The sequence below is a fragment of the Roseovarius indicus genome, assembly GCF_008728195.1.
GTDB classification, from domain to species: Bacteria; Pseudomonadota; Alphaproteobacteria; order Rhodobacterales; family Rhodobacteraceae; genus Roseovarius; species Roseovarius indicus.
Window position 1 is genome coordinate 1 of the sequence record NZ_CP031600.1, and the last position, 12,445, is coordinate 12,445.

Below are 12,445 nucleotides of genomic sequence, written 5' to 3' on the forward strand. Positions count from 1 at the left end.
ATGGCATTTACAAAACTGTCGATCGATGCCGCAGGTGCTGATGCAACCCGCGGCTCATTTCCCCCATCCGAAACCGACGTCTGGACCATCTTCAGGGCTCTGAGAGATGCCCGCAGCGTGTTTGGTCTACGTCCTGGCCACATACAGACACTTCAAGCCATGCTCAGTTTCCTGAAGCCTGGCCATGGCGAAACGGTTTTTGCGTCGAACAATTCAATCTGCCGGCGCGTTGGCGGAATCGACGAACGGACACTCCGCAGGCACATCAACCGTTTCGTTGAACTCGGATTCATCAAGCGCAATGACAGCTCAAACCGAAAGCGCTACCGCGTTCGCTCGTCCGGCGGGGAGTGCATCAGTTATGGATTGTCTCTCGCCCCCCTGCTCCAACGTGCAAGCGAGCTTATCGCCATCGCGCAAGAGATGGAGAATAACCGGCGTGATCGGATATTTGTCCGCAAACAGATCCTTACAAAGCTCGCCCATTTGGAAGAGTACGATCCCAGCAACGCATTCATCAACTACGCACGGAGAGCTCTACGCAGGAAGCTAAGCCTCCCCGAATACCACGCTCTGCTCGCCAGTACAGATGCAGAATGCCAGAGTTTATCTACCCCAGATGACCCACCAGAAACTATGGAATTGCCCGCCAATAACGGACAAACTGTCCGGCACCAATCTAAGTCTAAAAAAGAAAAAAAAGATTTAGATAACGACGTAGCCGATGAAGAACTGAAGCCACACTTGCTGACCTCAGTCTGCGATCAGGCAACATCCTTCTCCACAGAGAAACTTAGAAACTGGTTGGACATTGAAAACCATGCTCGAACACTTGCACCCATGATGGGCATTCATCCAGAAACATTCGAGAAAGCCAAGAATGCTGTAGGAGTTCAGAAAGCGTCATGCGCGATCTTCATCATGCTACAGCTTGGAAAACGCATCAGGGATTTCGGGGCGTATTTTCACAGTATCACCCTGGGTCAAAGGCAAAACCAATTTGATCCACTAGCTTTGATCAAGCGACTGTCCGAAACCAATGAGCGAATTGTCTAATGTCCACCGCGGTGGACTTCAAACGGGAAGCGGCGCTTATGGCAGCCACAACTGTCCAAACGCACCTAGCGGCGCGTGGTGGTTGTTCAGTTTACCTCAGACCAGCACTTGTCCACCGCGGTGGACAAGTGCCACACGAGCGACCCTTGATGGAAATCTCGCCACCCATGAAAGAAATCGGCGGTCAGGCATTACACCCTAAATCCCTAGAGTTATTGTGGGAGGTCGCCATCTCCAAACAGGTTTGGAAAGAGCCGCTCTCGATAATCCAACGGAAACGCCAATCGAACAGGCGTTTTCGGCGAGGCGGAAGTCAGGTATCCAGCGGCGGTCAGTTTACTCAGCGTGTTGCGAGCCGTACGCTCGGACGTCTTGAGCACAATCTGCGCGTCGCCACGTTCCAGTGCGCCATGCCGAAGAACCGCCGAGATCAGTTCCGGTGCGCGCTTGTCATCGATGGTATCTGCAATAAGACGACGATACCGCTGGTCCAATCCGCCGAGATCGAACAATCTTGCTGAGAAAGTGATCTGGTCGAGCGTCACCTTTAGGAACCATTCACTGAACGTCTTCAGTGCCGCTTCTGACAGGTTCCCACGTCCGTCGCGGTCTCCGCGGCGTGGGCTGTCAGCCAGATCCATCATCCGTTTGTACTCGCCCCGATCGATTAGCCCGCGGGCCAGCCCACGTGATGCAGACCAGAGCCCTTGGCCACCAATGCCGGCTGTGAGGGCCATGGCATGAGACATCAGTCTGCTGACACGGCCGTTACCATCCGGGAAAGGGTGGATGTAGTTCAGCCGGTGATGCGCAGACGCGATTGCAATGATCCGTCCACTCGAAGACCGCGCCGCAATCTGAAACCGTTTGTCAAAGTGATCCATGAATGCCGCGACCCGTGACGATGACGGAGGTAGGTGGCGCCCGACCGCAACTTCCCGATCGTCATCCTGACGCATGCGTCCTGGAACGAAGGGCTCTTGTGTTCCGTCGGGATGTTCGACGACCCGAAACTCATCAGGCATCTCGTCGTAGAAGCTTTTATGGACCCAAGTCAGGAATTCCACAGATGTGGGGCGGGGCAGGGTGCCTATGCGATGCATCTCGTCGATGGCCCGTTGAACGATGACGTGCGCCCGGGCCTCAAGGGCGAGAGGGCGGGTTTCTTCCTCAAGCTCGGCGCCAGCCAGCGCCCTTTCGATGTCGCGGGGGCGTGTGTTGTGTCCTTCGATCAGGTTGGAGTAGTAGCAGTTCATCACGCGGACGAGATCGGCAAGCTCGGCGGCGCTGTCAGGATGCAGCCCCTGTCCGAGCCCGGTGGCTTCCCTCTGGATGTCGACCGAAAGGTCTGCCAATTCTGTGGGAATTTGCTCCGCGAAGAAGCAGGGTTCGATCCTGGCGGGTGTTTCCAGCATTTTTGCCGATCTTCCATGTTTGCAAAGTAGTTGAAAAACATACACATTTTGGAGCCGAAGGCAAGGTTTTGCCGATGTGCGTTGCCGACCTTGTATGCCGATCTAAAATTGCTGCATGAAATCAATGGTTTCGGTAGATGCGCCAGAACAGAACCCTCTGTTGAGGACTCGTTGGTTTAAGAAAGTCAGAGCCTGTCTTGCCTGTTGAAGGGCATTCCCAAGGCTTCAGTCAGACCGAAGAACCTTGCCCGGTTGCCAGTTGACGCGGCCGGTGCGGGTGTCCGCGACGACAACCACTGGGCGCAGATCGCGACCACAGCGCTGGTTGTCACCTTACAAGCATTGCGCTGGCGAAGTGGCGTCTCCGGGTGGGAATCTGCGGGGAATGGTTGAGAAGGCCGGGGCGGGGGAGCTGCATCTGGAGCGCAGCTTCTATGGCAGGCTCAGCGGGCAGGCGGTATGATAGCGCGGGGGCTCAAAGACCGGCGGCCTTGGTTAGGTTCACCCGGAACCGGTCGCGTCGGCGCTGGTAGCGGCGGGTCATCTCGGCCGAGGCGTGACCAAGCTGCTTCTGGACGTAGCGTTCATCAACCTCTGCCGAACTGGCGAGGCCGGCGCGCAGCGAGTGACCGGAGAACAGCGCCAGGCGGTCTTTCTCAGGCAGCTCGGACCGGATGCCTGCATCGAGGACCGTGCGCTTGATCAGGCGGGCGACATGCTTGTCCGAGAGCCGGGTTTCGAGGGCGCGTTTCCCGTCGCGCGACGTCCGCACAAAGACCGGCCCAAAATCGATCTTCGCGAAGTGGAGCCATTGCTCGAGCGCATTGACCGGGCAGGTCTGGTCGCTGGACCCTCGGCCGATCTCGACCTCACGCCAGCCGGTCTTGGCGTTGAGCGTCAGCGCGGCGCCTTCGTCGAGGATCTCGATCCAGCCACCGCTGTCCGGGGTGTCGTCCTTGTGGACGTCAAGGCTGACGATCTCGGAGCGCCGGAGCCCGCCGGCGTAGCCGATCAGCAGGATCGCCCTGTCCCGGAGACCGCGGAGATCGACGGGCAGAGTGGCCACCATCGCGAGGATGTCCTCGGCCAGGATTGCCGCTTTCTGCACAGGCGGGCGCGCGTGCTTTCGCTTGATCCCGGCCAGCACCGTCGCGATGTGGCGGTTCTTGCGATCGAGGACGAAGCCCCGTTGCGCATAGTTCCAGGCGAGGCCCGACAGGCGACGCTCGATCGTCGAGACCGACAGGGGTCGGGACGCCGACTGCGAAGGGGATCCACCTGTTGGTGCGGCCAGGTCGGTCAGATAAAGGCCGATCATCTCGGGAGAGGGGGGCAGGGGGTCCGTGCCTTTCAGCCTGCACCAGCGTGCGAAGTGCTTCCAGTCGGCGGCATAGGCCTTGTTGGTGTTCTCGGCCGTCGAGGCCTTGGCGTAGTCGCGGGCTGTATCGACCAGCCGATCGAGCGTGCCGGAGCCCGCGATATGGGCGGGCAGAGCGATCCCATCGCCACTTGCAGACTCTCTCTCGTCGCGCTCGTCACCGTGCGGCGCTTCATGGGGCGCTGAGCTCGAAATCCCAGCCTTAGAGGCTGATTTTGTACTGTTGTTTGTGAGACTGCGGGCCATTTTCGCAGCCTACATTTTTACGTCCGATAAGGCAACCTTATTGGACATGACTTGGACCGGTAAGGCGGGGCGGTTGTTGCGCTATTTTCTGGCGGAAAGCGCCGCGCCAATGTAGGCTTCGGGCATGACATTTGCCCGGCCGGATCATATCAGCGACGTCGACACGTTACCCCGGATGCCCACCTGGGTCACCTTCGCACGTGTTGAAACCCCTGAAGATGTTGCGTTTTTGTCGGGCGCGGCGCTGAACCACCTGCATGTTGTGCTGGGGCACGAGGAGGTGCCCCAAGCCTTGTTGCGGGATCGGCTCGCGCTGCGTGCGGCCGAGGCCTGTATGGTGTTTTCGGGGCGCCCTGAGCGGGCAGGGGAGCTACGCGACGCGGTGCACCTGCTGCGTCCCGGCGATCTACCGGGACCGGCCGGTGAAACCTGCCTCGCCTGGCGGCGTGCGGTGGAGCTGCCGGTGTCGATCAAGGCTTTGGGTCGAGCCTTGCCGGCCTCCAAGCTGGGCCAGATTGCCGCGTGGCTCGATGCGGGAAAGGGGGCACCGGTGACTCGTACCGCGATGGTGCTGGAGGCGGTGCTGACGGAGGCGCCGCGCGCTGACGTAGCTTCGCTGGTCCTCGCGGATGCGGCTCTCGCCCAAACATTCGGTTGGGATCATCTCGTGCCGTTGTTGGCCGCGGGTCTGAAACATGCCGACCTGCGCAAGCAGGGCGACGATTTGCGTCTCGCCTGTCATCGGGCACTCATCTTATCGGCGGTCGAGGCTGTGCGTCTCTCCGCCGACCTCGCGCGTCGGGCGGCACACCTAAAGGCCGTTGCGCCAAAGCTTCGCGCCAAGGGAGCGGATGCCGCTGTCGAGATGTTCCTCACCTGCGATGCCGTGGCACCTTTGGCCTTGCCCTTGCCGGATCGCGCCGCGCGGCGGCTTTGCGACCGGTTGGTCGATCTCGGCGCGGTGCGCGAGCTAACCGGGCGAGACACTTTCCGGCTCTACGGGGTGTAGCGATGGCGAAGGATCGTTCAGAGCCGGACCTGGACCGTGAGTTGGCCGACCTGCCGCCTGAGCTGCGCTGGCGGGAATGGATGCGCCGGATCGAGGCGGTGCTCTTTGCGTCGGCCTCGCCAGTGCCGCGCGAGGACCTGGTCCGCGTGGTGGGGCAGGGGGCCTCGGTCGATCTGCTGGTAGAGGACCTTGCCGCCGATCTGGAGGGGCGGGCTTTTGAAGTTGCGCAGGTCGCTGGCGGTTGGATGTTCCGGACCCGGGCGGCCTACGCCCCCGCAATCCGCGCGGCGGCAGATGTCGGGGATCAACTGCTGGACCTGAGCGAATTCGACGTCGCGGTCCTAGCAGCCATCGCCTATCACCAGCCGATCACCCGCGACGGGTTGAAGGACATCTTCGGCAAGGAGATCAGCCGTGACCTGATCGGACGGCTGCATGCCCGCGACTTGATCGGGACCGGGCCAAGGTCGCCGCGCCGCGGTGCGCCCTACACCTTTGTGACGACCGAGCAGTTCCTTGTTGCATTTGATCTGGAGACTCTCGCGGATCTGCCAGAGCGGGAGCAGTTGGAGGACGCAGGTCTGGATGGCGGGTCATAGGAATGGTTGCGGGCTGGCGATCCCCGTATTGGCCAAACGGTGAGGCATGTCGTGGACATTTCGTGACGCTCTCAGTCGTGACTTGTTGAGAGAACTCAGGCTTCGATCCTGAGCCCTCTGAACAGAGTTTCCCAAGGGGCCCCATCCTCGGTCATCGCGCCCGGTTCCAGGTTTGCTATGTTCTCGTCGATGACTGCGTTGTGGTAGTTCTTGAGCCAGCTGTATTTGCGCCGCACCGTCGCGTTGGGACTGTCGGCGAGACCGCTCTCCACCAACGTTTTGTGCCTACCCAGAAACTCGATCCAGCCGGCGTATTCGCCGTCGAGCTCGCTGAGAGTCCGATTCAAAATGGAGTGAGGCTTTTCAAGCCCTTGCGAGTAGCCTTGTCATGCGCCTGATATGCGCGATGATAATCCAGGCTTCGGCACTCTCGATGGTTTTCTCCCAATCCTTTGCCAGGCGGCGGCATTTGCCGAGCCAAGCGAAGGTGCGCTCGACCACCCATCTTCGGGGCAAGACCTCGAACCCAACGGTCGTGTCCGAGCGTTTCACGATCTGAATGACCCAGCGGCCGATGCCGGTCAGAGCGTCGCGCAGCTTTGGACCGGCATATCCACCGTCCGCAAACACATGACGCAGTTTCGGAGCCTCCCGGGCCAGTTGACGGAACACTTCAGGCGCACCGTCACGATCCTGAATGCTGGCGGCATGAACGCGCAGCGCGATCAGGTGGCCACAGGTGTCGGTCATGATGTGGCGCTTGCGGCCCTTGATCCGCTTACCGGCATCATAGCCGCTAACCCCGCCGTTTTCAGTGGTTTTCACGCTCTGGCTGTCGATCACACCGGCTGTAGGCGCGCTGGTCCGGCCTTCTGCCCGCCGCGCTGTCGCAACCAGCGTACGGTTGATTTCAGCAAGCAGACCGTTGTTACGCCAACCGTAGAAATAATAACGCACGGTCGAAACAGGCGGAAAATCCTTCGGTAAAAGCGACCATGCGCACCCCGATGCAGCAACATATTGGATTGCGTCCCAGACAAGGCGAAGTTCGACCTCCCGTGGCCTGCCAAGCGGGTTAGCGCCGGGCAGGAGTGGTGCAACAATCTCCCATTCCTCATCTGTTACATCACTTGCATATCGTGGTGCGGTGCGTTCATATCGGTTGCGGGTGAGTTCAGTCCAGGCCATTTCGAGCTCCGTTCAGTTGTGCAACCGAACAGAATCATAACCTGCTGAATTCACCCAACTCATTTCCGATCAGGCTCTGAGACTGGCCCGAAGATAATCGATGTAGTGGAGGCCTGACTCATCCTGGCGCAGGAGGTTGTTCAGGTGACGCTCTTCATCCTCATAGGAATGTCCTTCCCGCCAGAGCGTTTGGTCCTGCCGGTGGCGTTCGATGACATCTTCATGGATCGCAATGCGCGGGAAGATCACCTCGCCTTGGGAGTGGGCAAAACTTGGGGGTCAGGCTGCTGCTCTGCGGTATGCGCCAGTCAATTGCCCATCAAGAACGGCGGCCCGCACGATGGCAACGTGATGCGCGCCCTTGGGTGACCATCTCATGCGTCGGCGTTTTCCCATGCGTGTGTTGCCGATGTCGTCCACGCAGCCTTCAGCACGGGACGAGGAGATCGGAAGATCATTGCGATATCGCCGCCCAAAGTTGGTGTCGCGTAGCCCTTTATTGTGAGATGAGAAATCCAACGAAATCAACGGCGGGAGTGGGCAAAACCTGGGGGTGTCTGGGGAGTGGGCAAAACCTGGGGGTCACGCGGCTCTTTGGTACGCGCCGGTTAGCCGACCGTCGAGAACCGCGGCGCGGACAACGGCCACGCGGTGGGCTCCCTTGGGCGACCATCTCATGCGGCGGCGCTTGCCCATGCGGGTGTTCCCGATGTCGTCCACGCAGCCCTCTGCCCGGGACGAAGAAATCGGAAGACCCGCGCGGTACCGCCGACCATAGTCGGTCAGGCTGTCCATGTTGTTTGCAAGGTATGAGTACAGATCGCGGCACCGGGCTTGCACTCGCCGGGCCGCATCAGTCGCCACGCGGTCATCTGTAGCCAGCCGCGTGCAATCGACCATCAACCATTGGAGACTGGTCGTGGCCGTTAGAACTTTTCCATGCCAAAGGTACCATCGCAGCGTTTCGGCGGGACGTTTGAACAGCACTGGAATGCCGGAGAAGCCCCTGCTCTGCAGCAGGCCCTTTACGGCGTTCTCAACGTGCTGAATGCGCATCGAGATATGCCACCAGTCGAGAATGTGGCGAACCTTTCCACCGACGGCGACGCGCACGAGGTTCGGCAGGGCGGGTTCCCCGTCCGAAATCACCGTGACGGTTTGTTTGTGATCCCAACCGAGAGCCCTCAAGTCCTGGCGAAGCTGGCTGGCAGGTGACAGGACTGCCTGCTGAACAAGGCCGAAGCGGCGGCACTTGTCGTGGCTTTCGATCTTGCCAACCACAACATCGAGGTGTCGCTTCTGGTATTCCGGTCGGCATCGGATATGCGCACCGTCCAGGAAAACCGTCAACGCAGACGCCTCTTCGGCGGCCGAAGGAACTACAGGCTGAGTCTGCTCGCTGTCGCAGATCTCCCGGGAGACTTTGCCCAGACGATTGCGCACCGATGTATTCACCTGCTTCGCGCAAGGCAGGAAGGTTTCCAGGATTCGTGCCGCTTCCCGGAAGGAATGCCGTGCCCCAAGTTCGGCCTGAAGGCGTTGCAGTTCCGGAGTCGACCGGTCCGGAAAAAAATGAGCGAGTGGCGAAAGCGGTCCGCCCAGGACGTCGTCGGATTTTGTATCGCAGGCGCAGCGACGAATGCGCGGCGCCTTGACCTGGAACCTGCCGAAGAGGGTGTCGAGCACCCGAGGCCGATAATCATGTATGGCTCGGACCTCGTCGCAGTCAGGACATATTCTGCTGGCTTCGGAAACTTCCTCGATCTGGTCGAGCAGGATCGCATTCTGTAATTGCCCCAGGATCGTCTTCGCATCTTCGAGTAACAACCCGAACCCCTCAGGCTGCGTGCGTCGAAACGGGCGGGACAAACGGCCGAGAGGATGCCTCTTTGTGGTTCCGTTCTCAAAGGTCGTCTCGACTATAATCCGCACGTCCATGGCAGTTCCCCTCTCAATGAACCACCAACATACACAGACACCCCCAGGTTTTGCCCACTCCCGCCGTTGATTTCGTTGGATTTCTCATCTCACAATAAAGGGCTACGCGACACCAACTTTGGGCGGCGATATCGCAATGATCTTCCGATCTCCTCGTCCCGTGCTGAAGGCTGCGTGGACGACATCGGCAACACACGCATGGGAAAACGCCGACGCATGAGATGGTCACCCAAGGGCGCGCATCACGTTGCCATCGTGCGGGCCGCCGTTCTTGATGGGCAATTGACTGGCGCATACCGCAGAGCAGCAGCCTGACCCCCAAGTTTTGCCCACTCCCCCTTCTCGCAGTGCAATCGCCCGCGCAGCGCCGAGAATATTCGGGGATGCGTTTTTCGGTTGCTTTTTTAGTTGTGCAGTCATCCTGTACCGTCCGGCCGGTGAAGTCATTGGGAGGGCTAATGCGCTGCCCCGTATTTGGCAAGCGAGGTCAATCTGAAAAATTGTCTCTGTGGCCGCTACCGTAAAGTCGCAGGAATGCAGCGACCGCTTCGCCTGCATGTTTCTCGCGGTTGACTGCTCGTTTCACTGCGAGAAGGCGCGGCATAAGTAGCCCCGAAACGCAAAGGTGTATGAAGTAATCGGACGCGCGCCGGGTGTCATCGACATCAAGCGCGCCTTCGCGTGTAAGGCGCTCCAGAATCCGACCGACAAGTTCGCGCGCAGGTTTCGGGCCTGCGCGAAAATACACCTCACCTACTTCGGGCAGCGCCTCGCAGGCGCCAATGCACGTTCGCAGGAGACGGATGTAGGTGTCGTCCAAAACAAGATCGACCATGCGCAGGGCGAGTTCTTCCAACTGGGCGCGCGGCTCCAATGACGCGGTCAAGGGCCGGAGGATCTCCTCCGCAAGCCGACCGCATTCGGATTCCACCACGCCGAGGAACAGCTGCTCCTTGCTTGGGTAATACGAATACATGGTCGCTTTTGACACTTTTCCTTCGGCGGCAATCGCATCGACCGTGGCTCCTTCGTAACCGCATCGGAAGAAAACCTCGCGCGCACCAATCATGACGTCGGCCATTTTTCTCACGGGCATCTCGTTCTCCCTATCCCAGGCAGGACTAGGCGGTTACAAACTTTACTGTACCGTCTAGTTAGTATAGTGGATAGAAGTTGATTTAGCAGCAAGTCGTAAAGCTGTGCGGATTTACCCCACCAAGCGCCGCTTGGCGGCTTTTTCTAGCGCCGTTTTCAATTCGTCATGAGCTTCGGGTCGGAGTCCGCCTGAGTTGTTCTCGGGCGAGGGATTATCCCGCGAACAGGAGGGGCACCGTCATTCCGCCGCGCTTGCGGTCCCGACAAAGGCACCCTCGGCCTCCCAGCGGCGTGCGATCGAGCCAAGCGTGTCCAGCACGCCGCGCAGTTCCGCGCCGCGCTCAGTCAGCCCGTATGTGACAGCGGGTGGGATGGTCATGGCCTGCTCGCGCCATACAACGCCAGCATGTTCCAGCATTCTCAGCCTCTCGGTCAGGACCCGGGTGGAAATTCCGGGCACCAAACGCTTGAGCGCGCCGAAACGCTGCGGTCCCTGCTCGGACAGAACCCAGAGTATATAGATCGTCCAAGGGCCTGTGATGACACGCAGAAGCGCCTCCATCGGGCATGAGGGGGGCTGGACTCTTTTCATCGTGGATAATCCTCGCGGCCCAAGTAAGCTAGTTACTTTTAAGTGCCTACTTTCAAGAACGAAGCCAGACACCTAAAGATACTTAAAGCGGAAACTACGGCTGAACAAGCCCTTGCAAACAGGGGGTATGGTAATGAGTGACAACGTGGCAAAGTATGTCTACTGGATCGCGACCGGCCTTGTGGCGCTGGTCTATATGGGTGCGGCGACTTTCTACATCTCATCCCACGACATGGTCGCGGGCATGTATCGCGAGGTGTTGGGCTATCCCACATACATCATCTGGCCGCTCGCGATTTTGAAGATCGTCGGCGCGGTGGTGATTCTTTGGCGCCCTTCGGCGATGCTGGCGGACTGGGCCTATGCGGCGATGTTCTGGCATCTGGTGCTGGCGTTCGGGGCGCATGTGGGCGCGGGCGATCCAGGCTGGCCACCGGCTCTTGCGACCTGGGTGCTCCTGATCGCCTCGTGGATGACAGCCAATCGCGTGCGTGCGGTAAAGTCGGCATATGCGCCGACGTTTCCGACAGAGACGAATTAATCCGATGCGGAGTTGCCACGGCGCTGGCCATCCACCCTCGGACTTGGGGTTCAAAAGGACGACAGAATGACCGAAAGGCAGCCGACAGTGTTTGTTCCCCATGGAGGCGGCCCTTGCTTCTTCATGGACTGGAACCCGCCTGACACCTGGGACAGGCACCGCAGATTCCTTGAGGCTTTGCCTGCGAGCCTGCCGGCAAAACCCAAGGCGCTTCTCGTGATCTCAGGCCATTGGGAGGAACGGGTGTTTACCGTGCAGACCAACCCCGCGCCGCCGCTGCTGTTCGACTATCAGGGGTTTCCCCCCCATACTTATCAGCTGACCTGGCCCGCGCCAGGCGATCCTACGCTGGCGGCCCGTGCAAGCGAGCTATTGAACGGCGCGGGGTTTGAAACCCGGGCCGACGCTACGCGTGGCTTCGATCATGGGGTGTTCGTTCCGCTAAAGGTGGCTTTTCCTGAGGCCGACATCCCCACCGTCCAATTGAGCCTGCGCGACGATCTCGACGCTGAGGCGCATCTTGCTGCCGGTCGCGCGTTGGCGCCCTTGCGAGACGAAGGTGTGCTGATCATCGGGTCCGGCAACACCTATCACAACATGAGCAAGATGATGCGGGCGATGAGGGGCGGACCCGATGGCCCGGTGAACGGCGGCGACTTTGACCGATGGCTCACGGGTGCGGTGACCCATGAAGACCCCGGGGCGCGCCGCGCCATGCTGGCTGCTTGGGATCGGGCACCCGGCGCACGCGACGCCAATCCGCGCGAGGAACATCTAATTCCATTGCACGTCGTGGCCGGCGCCGCGCTTGCGGATCGGGGGGAAAAGACCCTCGAGGATCACGTATTGGGCGCGGTCGAAAGCGCGTTCAGATTTGGATAGGACCAGATATGTGCTTCGAACTTCCCTTGCGGCAGGGTCCGCGCCCCGAAACCACCGAGTGCGCCCCGCATGAGCAAGTGTCGCAGAACTCCTCGGCCGAGATTCACGCATTGTTCAAGCAGAAGGCCTTCGCCCTGCCCTTCGTCGAGCGTTGCCGATCGGGTATTTCGGTCCCCGGCGCCGAGGCATTAGTCCTGCCGCGGCCGCATGCCTGCGGCCCGCGCGAAGCCTTCATGATCGGACGCGAATTTGCACATGTGCATCCCGCCTATGACGGTTCGTCGCACATGATGCTGCCGCTGCCGGCGATTGAGGAACTCATCGCGAAGGGATGGGGCGAACAGCACCCGATGGCCTCGGCCGGATACATCCCGGCTAATGCGGTCATGGCCTTTGCTCCACGCGATGAGGCAGAGGTCGATGTGATGATCAAAATCCTGACCACAAGCTGGGGTTTCGCGCGCGGCAAGTTGGCGAATCCCGCCCCCATCCAAATCCACGATTGA

14 protein-coding genes and 3 pseudogenes are annotated in these 12,445 nt (G+C 60.0%); 9 read left to right on the top strand and 8 right to left on the bottom strand.

Going from position 1 to position 12,445, the window contains the following annotated elements; translation table 11 throughout:
* Nucleotides 1–1,056, top strand: coding sequence for a plasmid replication protein RepC (gene repC, locus RIdsm_RS28525; protein ID WP_057821945.1), 1,056 nt, complete (start codon nt 1–3; stop codon nt 1,054–1,056).
* A gap of 212 nt (nt 1,057–1,268) precedes the next feature.
* Here repC (RIdsm_RS28525) and RIdsm_RS28530 read toward each other — a convergent pair whose 3' ends face one another.
* Complete coding sequence (locus RIdsm_RS28530) at nt 1,269–2,471, bottom strand: Fic family protein (protein WP_057821943.1); 1,203 nt, start codon at nt 2,469–2,471, stop codon at nt 1,269–1,271.
* Nucleotides 2,472–2,774: 303 nt separating this feature from the next.
* Between RIdsm_RS28530 and repC (RIdsm_RS30870) the strand changes: the two are divergent.
* A pseudogene (gene repC / locus RIdsm_RS30870) lies at nt 2,775–2,934 on the top strand (replication initiation protein RepC); the annotation flags it as partial.
* 12 nt (nt 2,935–2,946) lie between these two features.
* Here repC (RIdsm_RS30870) and RIdsm_RS28540 read toward each other — a convergent pair.
* On the bottom strand, nt 2,947–4,095 hold the full coding sequence (locus RIdsm_RS28540) for a tyrosine-type recombinase/integrase (RefSeq protein ID WP_057821941.1): 1,149 nt from the start codon (nt 4,093–4,095) through the stop codon (nt 2,947–2,949).
* 124 nt (nt 4,096–4,219) lie between these two features.
* Between RIdsm_RS28540 and RIdsm_RS28545 the strand changes: the two genes are divergently transcribed.
* Both RIdsm_RS28545 and scpB read left to right on the top strand, forming a co-directional pair.
* Nucleotides 4,220–5,104 carry a DUF1403 family protein gene (locus tag RIdsm_RS28545; protein ID WP_057821939.1) on the top strand — a complete coding sequence of 295 codons (885 nt, stop codon included), beginning with the start codon at nt 4,220–4,222 and terminating at the stop codon, nt 5,102–5,104.
* Between the two features lie 2 nt (nt 5,105–5,106).
* A complete protein-coding gene (scpB, locus tag RIdsm_RS28550; RefSeq protein ID WP_057821937.1) occupies nt 5,107–5,703 on the top strand; it encodes an SMC-Scp complex subunit ScpB in 597 nt (198 codons plus the stop codon).
* Between the two features lie 95 nt (nt 5,704–5,798).
* Here the strand turns inward: scpB and RIdsm_RS28555 are convergent, their stop codons facing one another.
* Entirely contained in the window at nt 5,799–6,050 is a 252-nt protein-coding gene (locus RIdsm_RS28555) for a hypothetical protein (RefSeq protein ID WP_074940839.1), read from the bottom strand.
* A 16-nt stretch (nt 6,051–6,066) separates the two neighbouring features.
* Nucleotides 6,067–6,891, bottom strand: coding sequence for an IS5 family transposase (locus RIdsm_RS28560; RefSeq protein ID WP_151175218.1), 825 nt, complete (start codon nt 6,889–6,891; stop codon nt 6,067–6,069).
* Between the two features lie 144 nt (nt 6,892–7,035).
* Here RIdsm_RS28560 and RIdsm_RS30290 point away from each other — a divergent pair, with 144 nt between their 5' ends.
* Entirely contained in the window at nt 7,036–7,260 is a 225-nt protein-coding gene (locus tag RIdsm_RS30290; protein ID WP_191908996.1) for a hypothetical protein, read from the top strand.
* Here RIdsm_RS30290 and RIdsm_RS28565 read toward each other — a convergent pair.
* Nucleotides 7,171–7,371: pseudogene (locus RIdsm_RS28565) on the bottom strand (ISKra4 family transposase); the annotation flags it as partial. The gene RIdsm_RS30290 and the pseudogene RIdsm_RS28565 sit on opposite strands and share 90 nt — an antisense overlap.
* A gap of 102 nt (nt 7,372–7,473) precedes the next feature.
* The gene (locus RIdsm_RS28570) at nt 7,474–8,829 is read right to left on the bottom strand and encodes an ISKra4 family transposase (protein WP_151175244.1); all 1,356 of its coding nucleotides are present in this window, start codon (nt 8,827–8,829) and stop codon (nt 7,474–7,476) included.
* A gap of 114 nt (nt 8,830–8,943) precedes the next feature.
* Between RIdsm_RS28570 and RIdsm_RS28575 the strand changes: the two are divergent.
* A pseudogene (locus RIdsm_RS28575) lies at nt 8,944–9,144 on the top strand (ISKra4 family transposase); the annotation flags it as partial.
* Between the two features lie 172 nt (nt 9,145–9,316).
* Here RIdsm_RS28575 and RIdsm_RS28580 read toward each other — a convergent pair.
* Nucleotides 9,317–9,925, bottom strand: coding sequence for a TetR/AcrR family transcriptional regulator (locus tag RIdsm_RS28580; protein ID WP_057822043.1), 609 nt, complete (start codon nt 9,923–9,925; stop codon nt 9,317–9,319).
* A 237-nt stretch (nt 9,926–10,162) separates the two neighbouring features.
* Entirely contained in the window at nt 10,163–10,486 is a 324-nt protein-coding gene (locus RIdsm_RS28585; protein ID WP_057822044.1) for a winged helix-turn-helix transcriptional regulator, read from the bottom strand.
* Between the two features lie 163 nt (nt 10,487–10,649).
* Here RIdsm_RS28585 and RIdsm_RS28590 point away from each other — a divergent pair, with 163 nt between their 5' ends.
* The 3 genes from RIdsm_RS28590 (at nt 10,650) to RIdsm_RS28600 (ending at nt 12,445) form a co-directional block, all read left to right on the top strand.
* Nucleotides 10,650–11,057: a DoxX family protein gene (locus RIdsm_RS28590; protein ID WP_057822045.1), complete on the top strand. Its 408-nt coding sequence runs from the start codon at nt 10,650–10,652 to the stop codon at nt 11,055–11,057.
* Nucleotides 11,058–11,123: 66 nt separating this feature from the next.
* The gene (locus tag RIdsm_RS28595; protein ID WP_057822047.1) at nt 11,124–11,939 is read left to right on the top strand and encodes a DODA-type extradiol aromatic ring-opening family dioxygenase; all 816 of its coding nucleotides are present in this window, start codon (nt 11,124–11,126) and stop codon (nt 11,937–11,939) included.
* A gap of 8 nt (nt 11,940–11,947) precedes the next feature.
* Complete coding sequence (locus tag RIdsm_RS28600) at nt 11,948–12,445, top strand: luciferase domain-containing protein (protein ID WP_057822049.1); 498 nt, start codon at nt 11,948–11,950, stop codon at nt 12,443–12,445.

What these genes read in the sequence shown, in the direction of transcription:
- RIdsm_RS28585 (WP_057822044.1), bottom strand. Translation starts at nt 10,486, where the DNA reads ATGGAGGCGCTTCTGCGTGTCATCACAGGCCCTTGGACGATCTATATA.
- RIdsm_RS28590 (WP_057822045.1), top strand. Translation starts at nt 10,650, where the DNA reads ATGAGTGACAACGTGGCAAAGTATGTCTACTGGATCGCGACCGGCCTT.
- RIdsm_RS28600 (WP_057822049.1), top strand. Translation starts at nt 11,948, where the DNA reads ATGTGCTTCGAACTTCCCTTGCGGCAGGGTCCGCGCCCCGAAACCACC.
- scpB (WP_057821937.1), top strand. Translation starts at nt 5,107, where the DNA reads ATGGCGAAGGATCGTTCAGAGCCGGACCTGGACCGTGAGTTGGCCGAC.
- RIdsm_RS28595 (WP_057822047.1), top strand. Translation starts at nt 11,124, where the DNA reads ATGACCGAAAGGCAGCCGACAGTGTTTGTTCCCCATGGAGGCGGCCCT.
- RIdsm_RS28580 (WP_057822043.1), bottom strand. Translation starts at nt 9,925, where the DNA reads ATGCCCGTGAGAAAAATGGCCGACGTCATGATTGGTGCGCGCGAGGTT.
- RIdsm_RS28540 (WP_057821941.1), bottom strand. Translation starts at nt 4,095, where the DNA reads ATGGCCCGCAGTCTCACAAACAACAGTACAAAATCAGCCTCTAAGGCT.
- RIdsm_RS28560 (WP_151175218.1), bottom strand. Translation starts at nt 6,891, where the DNA reads ATGGCCTGGACTGAACTCACCCGCAACCGATATGAACGCACCGCACCA.
- RIdsm_RS28545 (WP_057821939.1), top strand. Translation starts at nt 4,220, where the DNA reads ATGACATTTGCCCGGCCGGATCATATCAGCGACGTCGACACGTTACCC.
- repC (WP_057821945.1), top strand. Translation starts at nt 1, where the DNA reads ATGGCATTTACAAAACTGTCGATCGATGCCGCAGGTGCTGATGCAACC.
- RIdsm_RS28570 (WP_151175244.1), bottom strand. Translation starts at nt 8,829, where the DNA reads ATGGACGTGCGGATTATAGTCGAGACGACCTTTGAGAACGGAACCACA.
- RIdsm_RS28530 (WP_057821943.1), bottom strand. Translation starts at nt 2,471, where the DNA reads ATGCTGGAAACACCCGCCAGGATCGAACCCTGCTTCTTCGCGGAGCAA.